The organism is Enterobacter sp. DTU_2021_1002640_1_SI_PRY_ASU_LCPMC_013, assembly GCF_032389435.1.
Lineage (GTDB): Bacteria > Pseudomonadota > Gammaproteobacteria > Enterobacterales > Enterobacteriaceae > Enterobacter > Enterobacter hormaechei_C.
The window spans coordinates 1780226-1799714 of record NZ_CP135594.1 but is presented as its reverse complement, the minus strand read 5'-3'; the positions used below and the strand labels follow the sequence as shown (position 1 = coordinate 1799714).

The 19489-nt window shown below is 53.8% G+C and carries 24 protein-coding genes; 15 read left to right on the top strand and 9 right to left on the bottom strand.

The window, feature by feature from the left end:
- The first annotated feature begins 60 nt into the window (after positions 1-60).
- Entirely contained in the window at positions 61-1248 is a 1188-nt protein-coding gene (locus RS584_RS08550; protein WP_315749347.1) for a CynX/NimT family MFS transporter, read from the top strand.
- 31 nt (positions 1249-1279) lie between these two features.
- Here RS584_RS08550 and RS584_RS08545 read toward each other — a convergent pair whose 3' ends face one another.
- Positions 1280-1987 (bottom strand): CTP synthase, encoded by a 708-nt coding sequence (locus RS584_RS08545; protein ID WP_017384697.1) that lies wholly within the window; start codon positions 1985-1987, stop codon positions 1280-1282.
- 151 nt (positions 1988-2138) lie between these two features.
- Between RS584_RS08545 and RS584_RS08540 the strand changes: the two genes are divergently transcribed.
- Positions 2139-2483, top strand: coding sequence for a DUF488 domain-containing protein (locus RS584_RS08540; protein ID WP_045339680.1), 345 nt, complete (start codon positions 2139-2141; stop codon positions 2481-2483).
- Here the strand turns inward: RS584_RS08540 and RS584_RS08535 are convergent, their stop codons facing one another.
- Entirely contained in the window at positions 2484-2789 is a 306-nt protein-coding gene (locus tag RS584_RS08535; protein ID WP_015570790.1) for a hypothetical protein, read from the bottom strand. It abuts the gene before it with no gap.
- An 80-nt stretch (positions 2790-2869) separates the two neighbouring features.
- Entirely contained in the window at positions 2870-3124 is a 255-nt protein-coding gene (locus RS584_RS08530) for a DUF333 domain-containing protein (RefSeq protein WP_015570791.1), read from the bottom strand.
- 311 nt (positions 3125-3435) lie between these two features.
- Here RS584_RS08530 and RS584_RS08525 point away from each other — a divergent pair, with 311 nt between their 5' ends.
- The 3 genes from RS584_RS08525 to yoaJ are packed head-to-tail and all read left to right on the top strand — an operon-like array spanning position 3436 to position 4683.
- On the top strand, positions 3436-4464 hold the full coding sequence (locus RS584_RS08525) for a sensor domain-containing diguanylate cyclase (RefSeq protein WP_315749343.1): 1029 nt from the start codon (positions 3436-3438) through the stop codon (positions 4462-4464).
- Between the two features lie 45 nt (positions 4465-4509).
- Positions 4510-4608 (top strand): YoaK family small membrane protein, encoded by a 99-nt coding sequence (locus RS584_RS08520; protein ID WP_015570793.1) that lies wholly within the window; start codon positions 4510-4512, stop codon positions 4606-4608.
- On the top strand, positions 4609-4683 hold the full coding sequence (gene yoaJ, locus RS584_RS23380; RefSeq protein WP_015570794.1) for a protein YoaJ: 75 nt from the start codon (positions 4609-4611) through the stop codon (positions 4681-4683).
- A gap of 53 nt (positions 4684-4736) precedes the next feature.
- Here the strand turns inward: yoaJ and RS584_RS08515 are convergent, their stop codons facing one another.
- Complete coding sequence (locus tag RS584_RS08515) at positions 4737-4985, bottom strand: GlsB/YeaQ/YmgE family stress response membrane protein (protein WP_003857896.1); 249 nt, start codon at positions 4983-4985, stop codon at positions 4737-4739.
- Between the two features lie 369 nt (positions 4986-5354).
- Here RS584_RS08515 and yncL point away from each other — a divergent pair, with 369 nt between their 5' ends.
- Together yncL and RS584_RS08505 are read left to right on the top strand one after the other, a co-directional pair.
- Entirely contained in the window at positions 5355-5447 is a 93-nt protein-coding gene (gene yncL / locus RS584_RS08510; RefSeq protein ID WP_071524166.1) for a stress response membrane protein YncL, read from the top strand.
- A gap of 124 nt (positions 5448-5571) precedes the next feature.
- Positions 5572-7071 carry a cyclic diguanylate phosphodiesterase gene (locus tag RS584_RS08505; protein ID WP_193041543.1) on the top strand — a complete coding sequence of 500 codons (1500 nt, stop codon included), beginning with the start codon at positions 5572-5574 and terminating at the stop codon, positions 7069-7071.
- Between the two features lie 4 nt (positions 7072-7075).
- Here the strand turns inward: RS584_RS08505 and RS584_RS08500 are convergent, their stop codons facing one another.
- Positions 7076-7321, bottom strand: a complete 246-nt coding sequence (locus RS584_RS08500) for a YmjA family protein (protein WP_022650806.1) — start codon at positions 7319-7321, stop codon at positions 7076-7078.
- A gap of 75 nt (positions 7322-7396) precedes the next feature.
- Complete coding sequence (gene icd / locus RS584_RS08495; protein WP_003857898.1) at positions 7397-8647, bottom strand: NADP-dependent isocitrate dehydrogenase; 1251 nt, start codon at positions 8645-8647, stop codon at positions 7397-7399.
- Positions 8648-8764: 117 nt separating this feature from the next.
- On the opposite strand from icd, the gene rluE reads away from it, so the two are divergent.
- From rluE to purB, 5 genes are read left to right on the top strand one after another with little or no spacing between them, the layout of a single operon-like run.
- Positions 8765-9427, top strand: coding sequence for a 23S rRNA pseudouridine(2457) synthase RluE (gene rluE, locus RS584_RS08490; RefSeq protein ID WP_017693618.1), 663 nt, complete (start codon positions 8765-8767; stop codon positions 9425-9427).
- Positions 9427-9900: an NUDIX hydrolase gene (locus RS584_RS08485; protein ID WP_063933334.1), complete on the top strand. Its 474-nt coding sequence runs from the start codon at positions 9427-9429 to the stop codon at positions 9898-9900. The genes rluE and RS584_RS08485 overlap by 1 nt, the downstream gene beginning before the upstream one ends.
- 40 nt (positions 9901-9940) lie before the next feature.
- Complete coding sequence (gene mnmA, locus RS584_RS08480) at positions 9941-11053, top strand: tRNA 2-thiouridine(34) synthase MnmA (RefSeq protein WP_032103856.1); 1113 nt, start codon at positions 9941-9943, stop codon at positions 11051-11053.
- 27 nt (positions 11054-11080) lie between these two features.
- Complete coding sequence (gene hflD, locus RS584_RS08475) at positions 11081-11710, top strand: high frequency lysogenization protein HflD (RefSeq protein WP_006809213.1); 630 nt, start codon at positions 11081-11083, stop codon at positions 11708-11710.
- A 19-nt stretch (positions 11711-11729) separates the two neighbouring features.
- On the top strand, positions 11730-13100 hold the full coding sequence (gene purB / locus RS584_RS08470) for an adenylosuccinate lyase (protein ID WP_315749339.1): 1371 nt from the start codon (positions 11730-11732) through the stop codon (positions 13098-13100).
- An 86-nt stretch (positions 13101-13186) separates the two neighbouring features.
- Here purB and RS584_RS08465 read toward each other — a convergent pair whose 3' ends face one another.
- Complete coding sequence (locus RS584_RS08465; protein ID WP_032619916.1) at positions 13187-13642, bottom strand: anti-adapter protein IraM; 456 nt, start codon at positions 13640-13642, stop codon at positions 13187-13189.
- Between the two features lie 411 nt (positions 13643-14053).
- On the opposite strand from RS584_RS08465, the gene phoP reads away from it, so the two are divergent.
- The 3 genes from phoP to RS584_RS08450 all read left to right on the top strand — a co-directional run bounded on the left by phoP (position 14054) and on the right by RS584_RS08450 (position 17402).
- Complete coding sequence (gene phoP, locus RS584_RS08460) at positions 14054-14725, top strand: two-component system response regulator PhoP (protein WP_026094318.1); 672 nt, start codon at positions 14054-14056, stop codon at positions 14723-14725.
- Positions 14726-16189, top strand: a complete 1464-nt coding sequence (phoQ, locus tag RS584_RS08455; protein ID WP_015570801.1) for a two-component system sensor histidine kinase PhoQ — start codon at positions 14726-14728, stop codon at positions 16187-16189. It begins immediately after the preceding gene.
- A 91-nt stretch (positions 16190-16280) separates the two neighbouring features.
- Positions 16281-17402 (top strand): cupin domain-containing protein, encoded by a 1122-nt coding sequence (locus tag RS584_RS08450; RefSeq protein ID WP_315749336.1) that lies wholly within the window; start codon positions 16281-16283, stop codon positions 17400-17402.
- An 88-nt stretch (positions 17403-17490) separates the two neighbouring features.
- On the opposite strand, the gene RS584_RS08445 is transcribed toward RS584_RS08450, so the two are convergent.
- Together RS584_RS08445 and pepT are read right to left on the bottom strand one after the other, a co-directional pair.
- Complete coding sequence (locus tag RS584_RS08445; RefSeq protein WP_315749334.1) at positions 17491-17982, bottom strand: REP-associated tyrosine transposase; 492 nt, start codon at positions 17980-17982, stop codon at positions 17491-17493.
- A 102-nt stretch (positions 17983-18084) separates the two neighbouring features.
- Complete coding sequence (gene pepT, locus RS584_RS08440; RefSeq protein WP_006809220.1) at positions 18085-19308, bottom strand: peptidase T; 1224 nt, start codon at positions 19306-19308, stop codon at positions 18085-18087.
- Positions 19309-19489 lie beyond the last annotated feature (181 nt).

Here is a 19489-nt window from a genome sequence, read left to right as displayed (position 1 = left end):
TGATTTCAACCACGACTTAAATCGGTATGGTATGCGCTCGCCTGAACGTAAGAGACAATAATGACTACTGCTATTCAACCTTCCGGGAAACAGGGTGCGCTGCTGATTGCAGGCATCCTGATGATTGCCACGACGCTGCGCGTCACCTTTACCGGTGTCGCCCCCCTGCTCGACACTATCCGACAGGACTATGGCTTAAGCACGGCGCAAACCGGCCTGCTCACGACGCTGCCTCTGCTGGCCTTCACCTTTATCTCTCCCCTTGCCGCAGGCGTCGCCCGGCGCCTGGGCATGGAGCGCAGCCTTTTTATCGCTCTGCTGCTGATTTGCATCGGGATTGGCGTACGTTCGCTGCCGTCGGCCTCGCTGCTGTTTATCGGTACGGCGATCGTGGGCTGTGGGATTGCGCTGGGCAATGTCCTGTTACCTGGCTTAATCAAACGTGATTTTCCGGGCCAGGTCGCAAAACTGACGGGGGCTTATTCGCTGACGATGGGAGCCGCTGCCGCCGCAGGGTCGGCGCTGATCGTCCCGCTGTCGCTGGGGAGTGGTGGCTGGCACGGGGCGCTGTTGATGCTGATGTTCTTCCCGCTGGTGGCGCTGCTGCTGTGGTTACCGCAATGGCGCCAGAAGCCGGCCGCCACCCTGACCGGAGCGGGCGCGCTGCACAATCGGGCTATCTGGCGCTCGGCGCTCGCCTGGCAGGTGACGCTTTTTCTGGGCATTAACTCGCTGATTTACTACGTCATTATCGGCTGGTTACCCGCGATTTTGCTTAGCCATGGCTACAGCGAAACGCAGGCTGGCTCCATGCACGGGCTTCTCCAGCTGGCGACCGCGGTTCCCGGTCTCGCCATTCCGCTGATCCTGCACCGTCTTAACGATCAGCGTGGCATTGCCGGGCTAGTCGCCCTGATGTGCGCCGTCAGCGCGGCCGGGTTCTGGTTCGCGCCGGGGCTGGCCGTCGTCTGGACGCTGGTGTTTGGCTTTGGATCCGGCGCCACCATGATCCTCGGCCTGACGTTTATCGGGCTGCGCGCCAGCTCGGCCCATCAGGCCGCAGCGCTCTCCGGCATGGCACAGTCGATTGGCTATCTTCTGGCGGCCTGTGGCCCACCGCTGATGGGGAAAATTCATGATACCGCCGGAGACTGGCGCATTCCGCTGCTCGCCTGCGCGCTGGCCGCGGTGGTGATGGCGTTATGCGGTATGCTTGCCGGGCGTGACCGGGAGATCACACCCCGCTGACATTCAAGGCAGACCCGGAGGTCTGCTTTTTTTATCCCTGCGCCGCCCGCAGCATGGCCTGTACCAGCACGACCGGGCGCCCTTGCAGCGCGGCCCGCTCATGCTGGAACAGGGTGAGGACAAAGAAAGGATGGGTTACCAGCTCTGCCGCGCGGATCTCGCCCTGCTCGTCCCAGCCCGTTACGCGCATGTCGCCCCGCTCAAGCTGGTCGGCAAACTCAGGTGAGACGCCGTAATTGCAGTGATACCCCTCCTGAATTTCCGGCTTGCCATACGCTTTAGCAATCAGCGTGTTATTCCGCAGCTCGATCGCGTCGGTTTTTTCCACCAGCGAGCAGGTCAGCGGCGCAATGACCATCCTTCCCTCGGTGTCGGTTTCGGCATGGCCTGCATCGTGCCAGCCCAGTACATTACGCGCATACTCAATCAGCGCATGCTGGAACCCGCCGCAGGTGCCGAGAAAGGGGATGCTGTTCTCACGCGCGTAACGGGCCGCAATAAACGCCGCCTCGGTGTTTTTATACGGGCTTGCCGGTACCAGCCAGATGGCATCATACCCGACCAGGTCTTCGGCGCTGGTCAGCTCAGGCGTGGCGAGCCAGTCATAATCAGCGGTGAGATCCAGAACCGCAGCGGCGTCGTCAATCGCCAGCGGGATCGCCTGGTGCGCAATAACATCGGGATTGTAATCACCAACCAGCGCAATGCGCAGCGTCGTTTTAACCGGGGAGAGTTCCATCAGAGATTCCTTATGCCGGAGGATTTTCAGATAACATAAGGAACCTCAGACTACCGATCTTTTGCAATTATCACAATACCTTAAATTGGGTGGATAAAAGCCGGGTGCTATAGTGTTCTTGCAGAACGTCGTAAGGAAATGAGGAGGACCCATGATTCAATGTAAACGCGTGTATGAGCAGGCGACCTCAAAAGACGGTTACCGGATCCTGGTCGACAGACTCTGGCCGCGAGGGATAAAAAAGACCGACCTCGCCTGCGATGAGTGGTGTAAAGCGCTAACGCCGTCCAGCGAACTGCGAAAAGCTTTTCACAGTGAAACGATAGATTTCACCGCGTTCAGTGAAGCCTATCGTAAAGAGCTGGCGCAGCATCAGGATGAAGGCAAACGCCTGGCGGCTCTCGCCAAACAGCAGACCGTGACGCTACTCTATGGGGCGAAAAATACGGAGCAGAATCACGCGCAGGTTCTGGCGGACTGGCTGCGTAAACTGTGATTAACCGATCGCCAGCTCATCCACGTTGTGTGGCATCTCGTCGGGAGTAAGCGGCATCAGATGTTCCGGGCGAACAAACGCAAAACCGTGCTGGTTATCAAAGGCATAAACATCACCAGTGACCAGCCACAGCGCACGCGCTGACGTGGCGGGTAATTGCGTCATGACGCCGTTAACCGGGTTCACAAAACGCTGGCCCGGCTGACAAAGTCCAAACAGCTCGACGGATTTACCGATATTTCGACGGCCTGCCGCCGTACGCGCACCCACGATCATCGCCATGCTGCCCGGTTTTAACTGAAACATACTTCTTCTCGCAAACGTACTGCCAGAAACTGGCTAAGAATAATCCTAAAGAGAAGTGTATCGCAGTTTTATTGCCGTTGTCATCTGGTCGGTTGCGGGTGATCGCGGCGGTAGAGATCCCATTCATCGATCACTTCCCCGCCTGGCAATTTGCACTCGGTACGTACGCCCTGCGGGCTTTGAACAGGGATTTGCTCTCCCCCTTTCTCCAGACAGTACACTGACGCCGGGTTTGCCATACCAATAGCGTGCGGCGGTTGAGGCGCATCAGGAGGGGTTGTCTTTGTTGAGCAGGCGGCCAGCGGTAAAACCAGCGCCAGGAGAAGATATTTCATTATCGTGATCCTTCAGGGTGTAAAAACGTCAGAGTAACGGGTCATCGCCGTTTTCTCCATGATTTCTCCATTAAACCTGCACGATTCCCCCTTATAGTGATGCCTGTTCTCACACTGACCAGAGAACATCATTCCGTAATCAAGATGTTTTGCCCCGATCTCAACATCGGGGCTTTTTTTAGCCTCACCCTCATCCGCCTCCAGAAGAATCTATAAAATTAATCCTGTTCATGTTTTACTATGGCTGGAGTCTATATTTTCAGCATAACATGCAGATACAGAGGTCTTCTGCATGGGAGTCATCCTGCCTCATGTCAGATATCATTCTTGCCCGTGTTTCAGAAACCCTCTCCACTGAGCAATCTCTCGACAGTCTGGTGCGTCAGCTACTGGAAATGCTGGAAATTGTGACGGATATGGAATCAACCTACCTGACGAAAGTCGATATCAATGCGCGTTTGCAGCACATTTTATATGCCCGTAACAGCAAGCAAATGCAGATCCCTGAAGGGTTCAGCGTGCCCTGGGACGAAACACTGTGTAAGCGCGCCATCGACAGCGACACGTTGTTCAGTAACGAGGTGCCCGACCGCTGGCCGGAGTGTGAAGCGGCCAAAGCACTGGGCATTACAACCTATATGAGCGTGCCGGTTCACCTGGCTGACGGTTCTCTGTATGGCACGCTTTGCGCGGCCAGCACCGCACAGAAACAGTTCAGCGAGCGTGGCGAGCAGGTGATCAGACTCTTTGCCGGTTTAATTGGTCAGTACATTCAGAAAGAGTCGCTTGTGCTTCAGCTTCGCGAAGCAAATGCGGCGCTCATTGCCCACTCTTACACCGACGCCCTCACCGGCCTGCCGAATCGTCGCGCCATTTTTGAAAACCTTACCACCCTGTTCTCACTGGCGCGCCACCTTAACCACAACGTCATGATGGCCTTTATTGACCTCGATGATTTCAAGCGAATCAATGACCAGTACGGGCATGAGGCGGGCGATCGCTTCCTTGTACAGGTCGGCAAGCGGCTGACTCACGAGCAAACGCAGGATGAGATTATTGGCCGGCTCGGCGGCGATGAATTTCTGGTTGCCAGCCTGAGTCACAGCGATGATGGCGACGCCAGCAAAGGGGTCAACGCAATCAAAACCCGCCTCAATGGTCTCATCGCGGGCGAATACGGGTTGGGTAATGCCACTATTATTTATCCCGGCGCAAGCCTTGGCGTCGTTATTGTTGATCCTCACCGCACTGATGAAGATAGCGCCCTGCGCACCGCAGACCTCGCGATGTATCAGGATAAAAAAGGAAAAAGCAAAACAGGCTTTGTCGCGTTAGATTAAAATCGTACACTCTACGGCCTTATACAAACTCAAACAGGTGATGGCATGAGAATAGGGATCCTCTTTCCGGTGGTTATTTTTATCACGGCGGTGGTGTTTTTAGGCTGGTTTTTCCTTGGTGGTTACGCCGCGCCGGGGGCTTAAATGAGAAAAACGACCATCATCATGCTGATTGTCGCCATCGTGGCCGTCGCCGGTACGCAGTTGGGCTGGTGGTAACGCCCAAAGTAAAAAGGCCGCCGTCAGGCAGCCTTTTTTAACTCAGGTCAGATTTAGCTTTTGATTTTTCTGTAGATAAACAGAACAACCAGGGCGCCAATCACCGCGACGACAAAGCTGCCGAAGTTGAAGCCATCAACTCTGCCAAAGCCGAACAGGGTACTGATCCAGCCACCGACGACTGCACCCACAATCCCCAGAATGATCGTGACGATGAAACCGCCGCCATCTTTGCCCGGCATAATCCACTTCGCCAGGATCCCCGCAATCAGCCCAAAGATAATCCAGGATAAAATTCCCATAGCTTTCCTCTCTGTATGGTTTTTGTCATTAAATCAACGACACAGAAAAGGATAGCACAGGATCTGAGAAAGGAAATTTGTGATAAGAATCACACGGTTCGTTTGATTAAAATATGAGCAGTAAAAAAATGCCGTTCCACACTCATCGTGGGGTTGCATCTTTTACTGAGAAAGATTATCTTTCTCATTACTGAATAGTTGAGGAAATCACTCAGGTATTCAGTACGACATTGCTCACATTGCTTCCAGTATTTCTTGCCCACTCTTGAGTGGGCTTTTTTTTGCCCGAACCCACCAAAATCTGGCGTTTCTTCAGTGGAGGTGAAACGCTATTCTCTGTGGCTACTGAACAACAAAAACGTTGATAACATGAACGTATCAAGCAAGTTTGTCATCTGCCTTAATCTTGTTTCTGCCAGTACGTTACTGCTACTGCTCTCAACACGGTTTGAGTGGTTCTGAGATGAAAGGAGCCTGGCATGGTGGCTTTCCTTTCGATTCCGTGCAGCCTCAACTCTCATACTTGTAGCTTTTATGACCTGTGTTAAGATCCCTGCACCTCAGGACGTGGTGGGACAACAGGAAAATGAAGAAGGCCATTGCCGTTGCTATCATCTCAACCTTTATGGTCGTCCTGTCGCTGTATGCGGTTAACGCCATTATCGCTGAGCAGCAAAAGAACCGGCAGAGGGAGATCTCCCACACGCTCTTAAGCTATTCTGAAGAGTTAACGCAAAATATCGCCAGTACGCTTAAAAATACCTCCGCGCAGGGATGCGATAGCGCCAGTCTGAACGTCTACCGAAAATTAAAGATGCGAAGTCTCTATTTCGCCGATGTGGGGTTTATTGAAAAGGGGAAAATCACCTGCACCGCGTTTTGGGGCAAGCTGGCAAATCCCATCGCCCTTCCCTCTGAGCTGCATAATACCCAGAACGGATTCAGCCTGGCGCAGTTTTCGCAGAAAGATTTCTTTGTCGGCAATGCGACAATCTATAACCACCTTATTATCTTCACCTCCCGTTCAGCCTACGATAAATTTGCCCCCGTTACCGCCAACTATTCGCTTCTTTCTTCCACTAAAGATTTCGGCCGCACCTTTTTCACCGTTACGCCGCCATCAGAAAACCTCAGCCGCTTACAGTCTCTGTTATTTACGCTGGCTGTGACGGAGTGCAGTACACGCTGGGATTTGTGCGTTACCGTCACACACCATGATGCCGGACTGGCTTCGCTCTCCCACGTAGTGATGGTGCTTCTGTGCCTGTTTTTATACTTTATCTGGGTATCCCTGACGCTGTTTTCTCTTCGACTTTATGAAGACCGACGTTCTCTGGAGCGAACGCTGGTCAAAGCGGTAAAAGCGAATACCATCAGCGTTCATTTTCAGCCTGTTATTCGGGTTGCTGATAAGAAAATCGTCGGGGTTGAAGTGTTATCAAGATGGCAGGATAACAATCACAAAGAGGTTTCTCCTGAGCTGTTTATCCCGTTAATTAAAAAAATTGGCCTGTATAACGTTTATTATCAGAACATGATAAAGAAATCCCTGGCGGAAATTGCCGCGCTGGCCGCTGAACATCAGTTAATGATTTCACTGAACGTTGGCCGGACGGAAATTGAAGATGGCAAATTCCTGGCGGTATTACGTCATGAATGCTCAGAGAACGCGATTCCCTTATCGCTAATCAAAGTTGAGTTATCCGAGAATGGCGTTTCCACCGCGGCCATCCTTGAAGAGTTTTGTGAGGAGCTTAAATCGGCAGGCGTCAAAATTTCAATAGACGATTTTGGTGTGCAAAACTCTAATCTGGCCAGGCTATCAAATCTCAAATATGACGAAATCAAGGTGGATAAGTCGTTAGTGGACGGCATCAGCGAGCACTATAAACAGGATATCCTGGTGATCTTCAGCGACGCGCTCGCTAAACTGCACAAAACCCTGGTTTTTGAAGGGGTTGAAAGCGAAACGCAATATCAGTTCATCGCGCAGAGATACCCCGATGCCCTCGTACAAGGCTGGTACTTTTCAAAGTCGCTAACCCGGCACGACCTCGCCAGGCTGCTGGCAGACTCAGCGCGATGACGCGTTATTCATTGCCCCACTGATTCAGGAAGTTCGCAATATCGTCAATGCGCGCTTCGTCTATCTCCGCCTGGACAGCCATCTCCCGCTGCGCCTCTTCACTGATTTCCTCATTATTGTATAAGCGAGTGAGCAGCAGCTGGAAATAGTGTGCCAGCGGCGTACGCTCTGCCTCTTCTACCGGTTTCGCCGTTTCGGTCGCATACTCGTCGACGATGTCATAATACTTGAGCGGGATATCATGGGTCATAGCGTTGTTTCCGTCTTGTGTGCATAAAAAACGGGAACCCTCAGGCTCCCGTTGTCATTTAACCCAGCGAGTGGATTACATGTTCGCGATAATCGCGTCGCCAAACTCTGAGCATTTCAGCAGTTTAGCGCCTTCCATCAGACGTTCAAAGTCATAGGTGACGGTTTTCGCGTTAATCGCGCCTTCCATACCCTTAACGATCAGGTCTGCGGCTTCGAACCATTCCATATGACGCAGCATCATCTCTGCGGACAGAATGATAGAGCCTGGGTTGACTTTGTCCTGGCCTGCGTATTTAGGTGCAGTACCGTGAGTTGCTTCGAACAGGGCGCACTCGTCACCGATGTTCGCGCCCGGGGCGATACCGATACCACCCACCTGTGCGGCCAGCGCATCGGAGATGTAGTCACCATTCAGGTTCATACAGGCGATCACGTCATACTCAGCAGGTCGTAGCAGGATCTGTTGCAGGAACGCATCGGCAATCACATCTTTAATGATGATCTCTTTACCGGTGTTCGGGTTCTTAATTTTCTGCCATGGGCCGCCGTCGATCAGTTCACCGCCGAACTCTTCGGTCGCCAGCTGGTAGCCCCAGTCTTTGAACGCGCCTTCGGTGAACTTCATGATGTTGCCTTTGTGAACCAGGGTCACAGAGTCACGATCGTTGGTGATAGCGTATTCGATGGCGGCACGCACCAGACGCTTGGTCCCTTCTTCGGAGCACGGCTTGATGCCGATGCCGCAATGCTCAGGGAAGCGAATTTTCTTCACACCCATCTCTTCGCGCAGGAATTTAATCACTTTTTCTGCATCAGCAGAGTCCGCTTTCCATTCGATACCGGCGTAGATGTCTTCTGAGTTTTCACGGAAGATAACCATGTCGGTCAGTTCCGGGTGCTTAACCGGGCTTGGGGTGCCCTGGTAGTAACGCACCGGACGCAGACACACATACAGATCCAGTTCCTGACGCAGCGCCACGTTCAGGGAGCGAATGCCGCCGCCAACTGGCGTGGTCAGAGGGCCTTTGATAGCAACGCGATAGTCGCGGATCAGGTCCAGCGTTTCGGCTGGCAGCCAGACGTCCTGGCCATAAACTTGAGTCGATTTTTCACCGGTGTAAATTTCCATCCAGGAAATTTTACGCTCGCCTTTGTAGGCTTTCTCAACAGCGGCATCAACCACTTTCAGCATTGCCGGGGTAACGTCTACGCCGATACCGTCGCCTTCAATGAACGGGATAATCGGGTTGTGAGGAACGTTAATCTTGCCGTTTTGCAGGGTGATCTTTTTACCTTCCGCCGGAACAACTACTTTGCTTTCCATTAACCTCTCCTTCGAGCGCTTCTGGTTGTTACTGATCTTATGTTAATAAATTGTAATGAGCCTTCCGATAGTACCTGATTGTCCGACGCCATGAAAGGTCTTCGTTATTAGGCTATAATGCGGCAATTGATAACGCCTGAAAATACCATGACGAAAACTTCTTTTAGAAAACACCGGGTTGAGCGATTCAGCTCACGACAAGCCACCAGAAGAACGCCAGAACCCCAGCCAACGCGGGTCATACTGTTCAATAAACCCTACGATGTATTGCCGCAGTTCACCGACGAGGCCGGGCGCAGCACGCTGAAGGATTTTATCCCTGTACAGGGAGTCTACGCGGCGGGACGTCTGGATCGTGACAGCGAGGGGCTGCTGGTGCTCACCAATGACGGCGTGCTCCAGGCCAGGCTCACTCAGCCGGGCAAGCGTACCGGGAAAATTTACTTTGTGCAGGTTGAAGGCGAGCCGGACGACGCGTCGCTGGCAAAACTGCGTAACGGCGTAACGCTGAACGACGGTCCCACCCTGCCGGCTGGTATTGAGCGCGTGAATGAACCCGAGTGGTTGTGGCCGCGCAACCCGCCGATTCGTGAGCGGAAATCCATTCCCACCAGCTGGCTTAAAATCACCCTTTATGAAGGCCGCAACCGACAGGTCAGGCGCATGACTGCGCATGTGGGCTTCCCTACCCTGCGACTCATTCGCTATGCCATGGGCAGCTACACGCTGGACTCGCTGGCAAACGGGGAATGGCGGGATGTTACCCCTAAGGAGAACTGATGTTTAAACCTCATGTTACGGTCGCCTGCGTGGTCCATGCGCAGGGGAAATTCCTGGTGGTGGAAGAGACCATCAACGGCAAAGCGCTGTGGAACCAGCCTGCCGGGCATCTTGAAGCCAATGAAACCTTACGCCAGGCGGCAGCCCGTGAGCTGTGGGAGGAGACGGGTATCCGCGCCGAACCGCAGCATTTTATCCGTATGCATCAGTGGATAGCGCCTGACCAGACGCCTTTCCTGCGCTTCTTATTCGCCGTTGAACTTAACGAAACGTGCGCCACTAAACCGCACGACGACGATATCGATCGCTGCCTGTGGGTGACTGCCGAGGAGATCCTGAACGCGCCAAACCTGCGTTCACCGCTGGTGGCGGAAAGCATCCGCTGCTGGCAGTCTGCGGCGCGCCTGCCGCTGGATGTCATTGCAGAATTTAACTGGCCGTTTAGAGAGGGTGTCAATGGTGGGGGGGCGTGATAGAATACGCCGCCTTGAAGTTCAATGTCGTGAGTATTCCATGTCAGATAACAGCCAGAAAAAAGTAATCGTCGGCATGTCCGGCGGTGTCGATTCCTCCGTTTCCGCCTACCTGTTGCAGCAACAGGGCTATAAGGTGGAGGGCCTGTTCATGAAGAACTGGGAGGAAGACGATGGCGAGGAATACTGCACTGCCGCTGCGGATCTCGCCGATGCGCAGGCCGTGTGCGATAAGCTCGGCATCGAACTGCACACCGTTAACTTTGCCGCAGAATACTGGGACAACGTTTTTGAACTCTTCCTCGAAGAGTACAAAGCGGGCCGCACGCCAAACCCGGATATCCTGTGCAACAAAGAGATCAAATTCAAAGCCTTCCTGGAATTCGCCGCGGAAGACCTGGGCGCAGACTACATTGCGACCGGCCACTACGTGCGTCGCGCGGATGTGAATGGCAAAAGCCAGCTGCTGCGCGGCCTGGACGGCAACAAAGATCAGAGCTACTTCCTCTATACGCTGAGCCACGAACAGATTGCCCAGAGCCTGTTCCCGGTCGGCGAGCTTGAAAAGCCGGAAGTGCGTAAGATTGCTGAAGATCTGGATCTGATCACCGCGAAGAAAAAAGACTCCACCGGTATCTGTTTTATCGGCGAGCGTAAATTCCGCGAGTTCCTGGGGCGCTACCTGCCTGCACAGCCGGGCAAAATCGTCACCGTTGACGGTGATGAGATTGGTCAGCACCAGGGGCTGATGTACCACACTCTCGGCCAGCGTAAAGGTCTGGGTATCGGCGGCACCAAAGAGGGCAGCGAAGATCCGTGGTACGTGGTCGACAAAGACGTCGAAAACAATATTCTGGTTGTGGCTCAGGGTCACGACCACCCGCGCCTGATGTCCGTTGGACTGATCGCGCAACAGCTGCACTGGGTCGATCGCGAGCCGCTGAAAGGCACGCTACGCTGCACAGTGAAAACGCGCTACCGCCAGACGGACATCCCTTGCACCGTAACCGCACTGGATGACGATCGCATTGACGTGCGTTTCGACGAGCCGGTTTCCGCCGTTACCCCTGGCCAGTCTGCTGTTTTCTACAGCGGCGAAATTTGCCTCGGCGGTGGGATCATTGAACAGCGCCTGCCGCTGCCTGCTGTTTAAACCGTTTGCACACATAAAGGAGACCGTGTGGCGAAGAACTATTATGACATCACCCTGGCGCTGGCGGGAATTTGCCAGTCAGCCCGTCTGGTGCAACAGCTGGCGCATCAGGGTCATTGCGACGCTGATGCCCTGCACGTTTCACTCAACAGCGTTATCGATCTTAACCCAGGCTCCACGCTGGGCGTCTTTGGCGGCAGTGAAACCAATCTTCGTCTCGGTCTTGAAACTCTGCTCGGCGTGCTCAACGCCAGCAACCGTCAGGGGTTGAACGCGGAACTGACCCGCTACACCTTAAGCCTGATGGTACTGGAACGTAAGCTTAATGCGGCAAAAGGCGCAATGAATACCCTGGGCGACCGCATCGCCGGGCTACAGCGCCAGCTCGACCACTTTGACCTCCAGTCTGAGACCCTGCTCAGCGCGATGGCCGGTATCTACGTTGACGTGATTAGCCCGCTAGGCCCGCGTATTCAGGTCACCGGTTCGCCTGCCGTATTGCAAAGCCCACAGGTACAGGCGAAGGTACGCGCTTCGCTGCTGGCAGGCATCCGTGCCGCCGTGCTGTGGCAACAGGTCGGCGGTGGCCGCCTACAGTTAATGTTTTCTCGTCATCGCCTGACGACTCAGGCAAAACAAATTCTTGCTCATTGTTAACCTCCCGGAGTTGCGAATTATGGAATTATCCTCACTGACCGCCGTATCCCCTGTCGATGGACGCTACGGCGATAAAGTCAGCGCGCTGCGCGGGATCTTCAGCGAATATGGCCTGCTGAAGTTCCGTGTTCAGGTTGAAGTACGCTGGCTGCAAAAGCTGGCCGCCCAGACAGCAATCAAGGAAGTTCCTGCTTTTGACGCAGAGGCAAACGATTACCTTGATAAAATCGTTGCTGAGTTCAGCGAAGAAGATGCCGCGCGCATTAAAACCATCGAACGCACCACCAACCACGACGTGAAAGCGGTTGAATACTTCCTGAAAGAGAAAGTGGCAAGCGTCCCTGCCCTGCACGCGGTATCTGAATTTATTCACTTCGCCTGTACGTCTGAAGATATTAACAACCTGTCTCACGCGCTGATGCTCTCTACCGCGCGGAAAGAGGTAGTACTCCCTTACTGGCGTAAAATCATTGATGCGGTGAAAGCGCTGTCCGTGGAATACCGCGACATTCCGCTGCTGTCCCGTACTCACGGCCAGCCAGCAACCCCATCCACCATGGGTAAAGAGATGGCGAACGTGGCGTACCGCATGGAGCGCCAGTATCGTCAGCTGGAGCAGGTTGAGATCCTCGGCAAAATCAACGGCGCGGTGGGTAACTACAACGCCCACATCGCCGCGTACCCGGAAGTGGACTGGCACCAGTTCAGCGAAGAGTTTGTGACCTCTCTGGGGATCCAGTGGAACCCGTACACCACCCAGATTGAGCCGCACGACTACATCGCCGAGCTGTTTGACTGCATTGCGCGCTTCAACACCATCCTGATCGACTTCGATCGTGACGTATGGGGTTACATCGCTCTGAACCACTTCAAGCAGAAGACTATCGCCGGGGAAATCGGTTCGTCCACCATGCCGCACAAAGTGAACCCAATCGACTTCGAAAACTCCGAAGGTAACCTGGGTCTGGCGAATGCCGTGTTGCAGCATATGGCGAGCAAGCTGCCGGTATCCCGCTGGCAGCGCGACCTGACTGACTCCACGGTGCTGCGTAACCTGGGCGTAGGTATTGGCTACGCGCTGATCGCCTACCAGTCCACCCTGAAAGGTGTGAGCAAACTGGAAGTTAACCGCGACCGTCTGCTGGACGAGCTGGATCACAACTGGGAAGTGCTGGCGGAGCCGATTCAGACCGTGATGCGTCGTTACGGCATCGAAAAACCGTACGAGAAACTCAAAGAGCTGACCCGCGGTAAACGCGTTGATGCTGAAGGTATGAAACAGTTTATCGACGGTCTGGCGCTGCCAGAAGAAGAAAAAGCGCGCCTGAAAGAGATGACCCCGGCAAACTATATTGGCCGTGCTATCGCTATGGTTGACGAGCTGAAGTAATCGCCCTTCCCCCTTTCCACCTGGAAAGGGGGCTGCTTTACATCATCGAGCCGACATTTCACGTCACATTATCTGTTTTGCCGGGATTAGAGCCTGCCGTCAGGCTGAATGTTATTTTTTGCCGTGGAATAACTTTCCGGAATATACCGTTTTAAGCCGAACGGGCACAGTTTGAACTGGCACGGGGTTTCAGCCGTGCACGGGCGATCCATCTCCTGTCGGTTGCCTGGACACGCGTTTTTCTGTTTGAACCCCATCCAGCCTATTGATGTAAAGGGCATTGCCTGCGCTATCCATACTCTACGCCGCCGATCGTTAATCAGGATCCCCTGGTTTGAAGTGGTGATGATTTCACCTGTACGAACGTAATAATCTCCCTTTAACCACAGGATATAATTCAGACCATACTGTGTTTCAACTTTGCAAAAGATGGTTCCGCTTTCCGGGCTCGCAATAGTCTCAACAACCTTCCATTCCATAAAATCCTCTTTACTCGCTATATTGCTGTTTTGTTGTGTAAAAATGCTGCTTTTCTGGCACATCTTATGCAAATCTAATTTCGCACCATAAAATAAGCGTAGACAAAGCCAGGCATAGTGAGAACATCCTTACAAAAAAAAGGGCAATATTTACAAAACTGGCGTGCCCGTGCTGTCTAAAAAGCGACTCGCCTTCAACAGTTCATAAACGGATGGCTGTTTTATCGGGATTGCGAAAGCTTGCGAAAACAAGTCAGTTTATATTACCCGCCCCTGCTGGGGGCGCATGAGGCTTACGTGAGGTGGGTGGGCGATATGAACCGGGCTCAGGTCAACATACTTAATAATCAGATGCCTGGCGTCATGCCCCTGTGTACGGGAGCATGAAAAAAATCATTTAATTTCATCACGCTGGTGTCAACCTGGATAATCAGCGTTAAACTGTTCATACCATTTATAAAGGGAGAAGTGATGATGCGCGTACTGGTTGTTGAGGATAACGCATTGCTACGTCATCACCTGAAAGTTCAACTTCAGGAGATGGGTCATCAGGTGGATGATGCTGAAGACGCAAAAGAGGCCGATTATTATCTCAATGAACACCTGCCGGACATCGCCATTGTCGATTTAGGGCTGCCGGATGAAGACGGATTGTCCCTTATCCGCCGCTGGCGTAGCCATGACGTTTCCCTGCCGGTGCTGGTGCTGACTGCCCGCGAAGGCTGGCAGGACAAGGTTGAAGTCCTGAGCGCTGGCGCGGATGACTACGTGACCAAACCCTTCCATATTGAAGAAGTCGCCGCGCGTATGCAGGCGCTGCTGCGCCGCAACAGCGGGCTGGCGTCACAGGTTATCTCTCTGCCGCCGTTCCAGGTGGATCTCTCTCGCCGCGAATTTTCTATTAATGATGAAGTGATCAAGCTGACCGCATTCGAATACACCATCATGGAAACGCTGATCCGTAACAACGGTAAAGTGGTGAGCAAAGATTCCCTGATGCTTCAGCTCTATCCGGATGCCGAGCTGCGCGAAAGCCACACCATTGACGTGCTGATGGGTCGCCTGCGTAAAAAAATTCAGGCGCAGTACCCGCATGACGTAATCACCACCGTGCGTGGTCAGGGCTACCTGTTCGAATTACGCTAAATGAAAGGGATATTGCGCCACATTTTACCCCTTTCGCTGCGGGTTCGCTTTTTGCTGGCAACCGCCGCCGTCGTGCTGGTGCTGTCGCTCTCTTACGGGATGGTGGCGTTGGTCGGTTATAGCGTGAGCTTCGATAAAACCACCTTCCGCCTGCTTCGCGGCGAAAGTAACCTGTTTTATACCCTGGCGAAGTGGGAGAACAACCGAATCACCGTCGAGATGCCGGAAAACCTGAATCAGCAGAGCCCGACGCTGGCGCTGATCTATGATGAAAAAGGGAAATTGCTGTGGGCCCAGCGCGATGTCCCGTGGTTGAAAAAGCGCATCCGTCCGGAATGGCTGAAAACCAACGGTTTTCATGAAATAGAAGCCGACCTCAACTCCACCAGCAGCCTGCTGCGTGACGATCGTGCCTTACAGATTAAGCTTAATGAGATCCGTGCCGAAGATGACGACACGGAGATGACCCACTCTGTGGCCATCAACCTTTACCCCGCCACCCTGAACATGCCGCAGTTAACCATTGTGGTGATCGATACCATACCGGTTGAGCTGAAACGCTCGTATATGGTCTGGAACTGGTTTGTGTATGTTCTGGCTGCCAACCTGCTGCTGGTGATCCCTCTCCTGTGGGTTGCTGCGTGGTGGAGCCTCCGCCCGATTGAATCCCTTGCCAAAGAGGTGCGCGAGCTGGAGGAACATCACCGCGAGAAGCTAAACCCGGAGACCACGCGTGAGCTGACCAGCCTGGTGCGCAACCTCAACCGCCTGCTGAAAAGCGAACGTGAACGCTACGACAAGTATCGCACGACGCTCACCGACCTTACGCACAGCCTGAAAACCCCGCTGGCCGTGATGCAGAGTACCCTGCGTTCCATGCGCAGTTCGAAAATGAGCGTGGATGACGCCGAGCCGGTGATGCTGGAACAAATCAGCCGTATTTCACAGCAGATCGGCTATTACCTGCACCGCGCGAGCATGCGTTCCGGAAGCGCCCTGTTGAGCCGTGAACTGCACCCGGTAGCCCCGCTGCTGGATAACCTCACCTCTGCGCTGAACAAGGTGTACCAGCGTAAAGGGGTCAACATCAGTCTGGATATCTCACCGGAAATTAGCTTTGTCGGTGAGAAAAATGACTTTATGGAAGTGATGGGAAACCTGCTCGATAACGCCTGCAAATATTGTCTGGAGTTTGTCGAGGTGTCCGCGCGGGTAACGGATAACGAACTGCATATTATCGTTGAGGATGATGGTCCTGGCATTCCCCGTAATAAACGCGAAGTGGTGTTCGATCGCGGCCAGCGCGCCGATACGCTGCGGCCAGGCCAGGGCGTCGGATTATCCGTCGCCAGGGAAATTGTCGATCAGTACGAGGGCAAGATTGAAACCGGTGAAAGTTTGCTGGGCGGTGCCCGTATGGAAGTCATTTTTGGCCGCCAGCATCCCGTATCGAACGATAGTTGACCCGAAATGTGAAAAATACGCGGATCTCGCAGTCAGGGGGCGGTGCTTCCGTTATAATCCGTCTCAGTAAGAGCCTGCGGAATACAAAAATATGGATTATCAATTAACGCTTAACTGGCCCGAATTTATTGAACGTTACTGGCAAAAACGCCCGGTCGTTCTTAAACGCGGGATCAGCAATTTTATCGACCCTATTTCTCCTGACGAACTCGCTGGTCTGGCGATGGAAAACGAGGTAGACAGCCGTCTGGTGAGCCACCAGGACGGGAAATGGCAGGTCAGCCACGGTCCCTTTGAAAGCTACGATCACCTGGGCGAAAACAACTGGTCTTTACTGGTGCAGGCGGTCAACAACTGGCACGAACCCACCGCAGCCTTAATGCGTCCCTTCCGCGCCCTGCCAGACTGGCGCATGGACGATCTGATGATCTCCTTCTCCGTTCCCGGTGGCGGCGTGGGTCCGCATCTGGATCAGTACGACGTGTTTATCATTCAGGGTACCGGTCGCCGTCGCTGGCGCGTGGGCGAAAAAGTGCCAATGAAGCAGCACTGCCCGCACCCGGATCTGCTCCAGGTTGATCCGTTTGAAGGGATCATTGATGAAGAGCTGGAGCCAGGCGACATTCTTTATATCCCACCGGGCTTCCCGCATGAAGGTTATTCCCTGGAAAACTCGCTGAACTATTCGGTTGGTTTCCGCGCGCCAAGCGGGCGCGAGATGATCAGCGGATTTGCTGACTATGTTTTACAGCGTGAGCTGGGCAGCTACCGTTACAGCGATCCGGACGTTCCGGCGCGTGAACACCCGGCGGATATTCTGCCAGAGGAGCTGGATAAGCTGCGCGGGATGATGCTGGATCTGATCAACGAACCGGAGCACTTCAGACAGTGGTTTGGCGAGTTTATCAGCCAGTCGCGTCACGAACTGGACGTCGCACCGCCAGAGCCGCCTTATCAGGCAGATGAAATTTATGATGCGCTCCAGCAGGGCGATAAGCTGGTTCGTATGGGCGGATTACGCGTACTGCGCATTGGCGAAGAGGTATTCGTCAACGGCGAGCGCCTGGACTCTCCTCATCGCCCGGCGCTGGAAGCGATTGCCAGCCATATGGTGCTGACTGCGGATACCTTTGGCGACGCACTGGACGATCCCTCCTTCCTCGCCATGCTGGCTGCGCTGGTGAACAGCGGGTACTGGTTTTTTGAGGACTGAGCCGCTTTAATGCCCGGTGACGCTGCGCTTACCGGGCCTACGATCGAAATGTAGGCCGGGTAAGGCGTAGCCGCCACCCGGCTTTGTTTTACTTCCGCTCCCCCGCCGCAAAATCCTCAATCTCACCCGCCCAGTCTGCCGGATATAACCCTTCCCGCACGTCCCGATGAAACGTTGAATATGGCCAGTCGACGACTTTCCCGACATAGCCATGCTTCAGCGGATTGATGTAGACGTAATCCATATGCCGCCGATAATCCTGCTCATTGCGAATAGTGTGCTCCCAGAAACGCGTTTGCCAGACGTGGCGCATTTCAATGTTGCGGCTAAACGTTTTTTTGATGTCGCGCCAGCGCGCTGAAAAGTCACTGTCTCCTTCCGGCAGGGTCCAGATACAGTGCATATGTTCAGGCAGGATAACCCAGGCGTTAATGGTAAAGGGCTTCGCACGCTTAACCGTGGCGGTAGCGGAACGCAGGCTGTCGATGTGGCGAGTAAGTAAATCGCTCTGGCGGTTTTGCAGATTGACGGTGAAAAACCAGGTCCCACCGGGGATGTAGTGGCGGCGGTAGTTTGACATTTGAACTCCCTGTTCATGTGCCGGGTGGCGGCTACGCCTTACCCGGCCTACATATTGCACCCGTAGGCCCGGTAAGGCGTAGCCGCCACCCGGCATAAAACATTACCGCTTCGCGGTTAACTCCGCTATCCGCACGATCACCTGCACCGCTTTCTCCATCCCTTCCAGCGTCACGAATTCATGCTTGCCGTGGTAGTTATATCCACCAGTAAACAGGTTCGGGCACGGCAGGCCCATAAACGACAGCTGTGAACCATCGGTACCGCCACGGATCGGTTTCATCACCGGCTCGATGTCACAATCGCGCATCGCCTGCTGGGCGATATCAAGAATATGCGGATGCTCCATCACCTTATCGCGCATATTGTAATAGCTATCTTCGATGATGAGTTCAATATAGCAATCCGGATGTAGCCCCTTGCCGACCTTTTTCGCGATCTCCATCATCTTACGTTTGCGTGCTTCAAAGGCTTTGCGGTCGAAATCGCGGACAATATAGTGCATCTGCGCGCTGTCCACGGTCCCCTTGATGCTGGTCAGATGATAAAAACCCTCATACCCTTCCGTCATCTCCGGGCTCTCTTCGGCGGGCACTTCCGCATGAATACGCGCAGCCAGCGACAGCGCATTCACCATCACCCCTTTCGCAGACCCCGGGTGCACGTTATTCCCAACGATTTTGATCGTCACCGATGCCGCGTTAAAGTTTTCATACTCAAGTTCACCTACGCCGCCACCGTCGACGGTGTAGGCCCACTGCGCGTTAAACGCCTCAACGTCAAAGTGTTTCGCGCCTTTTCCAACCTCTTCATCCGGCGTGAAGGCCACGCGGATATCGCCATGTGGGATATTTTTGCCCTTCAGCACCGCCAGCGCCGTCATGATCTCGGCGATGCCCGCTTTGTCATCGGCCCCCAGCAAGGTTTTGCCGTCAGTGGTGATTAACGTCTGCCCCAGCAGCTGATGCAGTACCGGGAACATCACCGGCGACAGCACTTCGTCGCCAATGCCCAGCGCAATATCACCGCCGCGGTAGTTTTCAACAATCTGCGGGTTTACGTGTTTACCGCTAAAATCAGGTGAGGTATCGACATGAGAAATAAAGCCAATTGCCGGGATATCGCCGTCAATATTCGCCGGCAGCGTTCCCATCACGGTCCCTTTTTCGCTGAGCGTGACATCAACCAGCCCCATGGCCTCCAGCTGCTCTTTCAGCAGATTTAGCAGCTTCCACTGGCCTTCGGTGCTTGGCACCTGTCGGACCCCCGGCTTAGATTGGGTATCCAGCGAAACGTAATGTAAGAAACGCTCAAGTAGTTTATCCATGCAGTCACCCTCACTTTTTGTGACAACATTATCATTAAGCAGCAAAACGCAAATATTGCGTCAGGTCACTTTTATCCCGCAAACGAGAACTTTTTACGTTTATATCGTTGTGCGTTAATAAATGTAGCTTATGAATAAGTGAGAAGGATTGGCGATTCAATGGGTTTGCCGTAGAATGTCC

Bases quoted from the DNA above. Each gene is read 5' to 3' on its own strand.
- RS584_RS08545 (WP_017384697.1), bottom strand. From the start codon at position 1,987: ATGGAACTCTCCCCGGTTAAAACGACGCTGCGCATTGCGCTGGTTGGT.
- RS584_RS08445 (WP_315749334.1), bottom strand. From the start codon at position 17,982: ATGTCAAACTACCGCCGCCACTACATCCCCGGTGGGACCTGGTTTTTC.
- RS584_RS08535 (WP_015570790.1), bottom strand. From the start codon at position 2,789: ATGTTTCAGTTAAAACCGGGCAGCATGGCGATGATCGTGGGTGCGCGT.
- RS584_RS08450 (WP_315749336.1), top strand. From the start codon at position 16,281: ATGGATTATCAATTAACGCTTAACTGGCCCGAATTTATTGAACGTTAC.
- RS584_RS08485 (WP_063933334.1), top strand. From the start codon at position 9,427: ATGTTTAAACCTCATGTTACGGTCGCCTGCGTGGTCCATGCGCAGGGG.
- RS584_RS08505 (WP_193041543.1), top strand. From the start codon at position 5,572: ATGAAGAAGGCCATTGCCGTTGCTATCATCTCAACCTTTATGGTCGTC.
- RS584_RS08465 (WP_032619916.1), bottom strand. From the start codon at position 13,642: ATGTGCCAGAAAAGCAGCATTTTTACACAACAAAACAGCAATATAGCG.
- RS584_RS08540 (WP_045339680.1), top strand. From the start codon at position 2,139: ATGATTCAATGTAAACGCGTGTATGAGCAGGCGACCTCAAAAGACGGT.
- RS584_RS08500 (WP_022650806.1), bottom strand. From the start codon at position 7,321: ATGACCCATGATATCCCGCTCAAGTATTATGACATCGTCGACGAGTAT.
- phoQ (WP_015570801.1), top strand. From the start codon at position 14,726: ATGAAAGGGATATTGCGCCACATTTTACCCCTTTCGCTGCGGGTTCGC.
- pepT (WP_006809220.1), bottom strand. From the start codon at position 19,308: ATGGATAAACTACTTGAGCGTTTCTTACATTACGTTTCGCTGGATACC.
- yncL (WP_071524166.1), top strand. From the start codon at position 5,355: ATGAACGTATCAAGCAAGTTTGTCATCTGCCTTAATCTTGTTTCTGCC.
- RS584_RS08515 (WP_003857896.1), bottom strand. From the start codon at position 4,985: ATGGGAATTTTATCCTGGATTATCTTTGGGCTGATTGCGGGGATCCTG.
- purB (WP_315749339.1), top strand. From the start codon at position 11,730: ATGGAATTATCCTCACTGACCGCCGTATCCCCTGTCGATGGACGCTAC.
- RS584_RS08520 (WP_015570793.1), top strand. From the start codon at position 4,510: ATGAGAATAGGGATCCTCTTTCCGGTGGTTATTTTTATCACGGCGGTG.
- RS584_RS08530 (WP_015570791.1), bottom strand. From the start codon at position 3,124: ATGAAATATCTTCTCCTGGCGCTGGTTTTACCGCTGGCCGCCTGCTCA.
- rluE (WP_017693618.1), top strand. From the start codon at position 8,765: ATGCGGCAATTGATAACGCCTGAAAATACCATGACGAAAACTTCTTTT.
- RS584_RS08525 (WP_315749343.1), top strand. From the start codon at position 3,436: ATGTCAGATATCATTCTTGCCCGTGTTTCAGAAACCCTCTCCACTGAG.
- icd (WP_003857898.1), bottom strand. From the start codon at position 8,647: ATGGAAAGCAAAGTAGTTGTTCCGGCGGAAGGTAAAAAGATCACCCTG.
- phoP (WP_026094318.1), top strand. From the start codon at position 14,054: ATGCGCGTACTGGTTGTTGAGGATAACGCATTGCTACGTCATCACCTG.
- mnmA (WP_032103856.1), top strand. From the start codon at position 9,941: ATGTCAGATAACAGCCAGAAAAAAGTAATCGTCGGCATGTCCGGCGGT.
- RS584_RS08550 (WP_315749347.1), top strand. From the start codon at position 61: ATGACTACTGCTATTCAACCTTCCGGGAAACAGGGTGCGCTGCTGATT.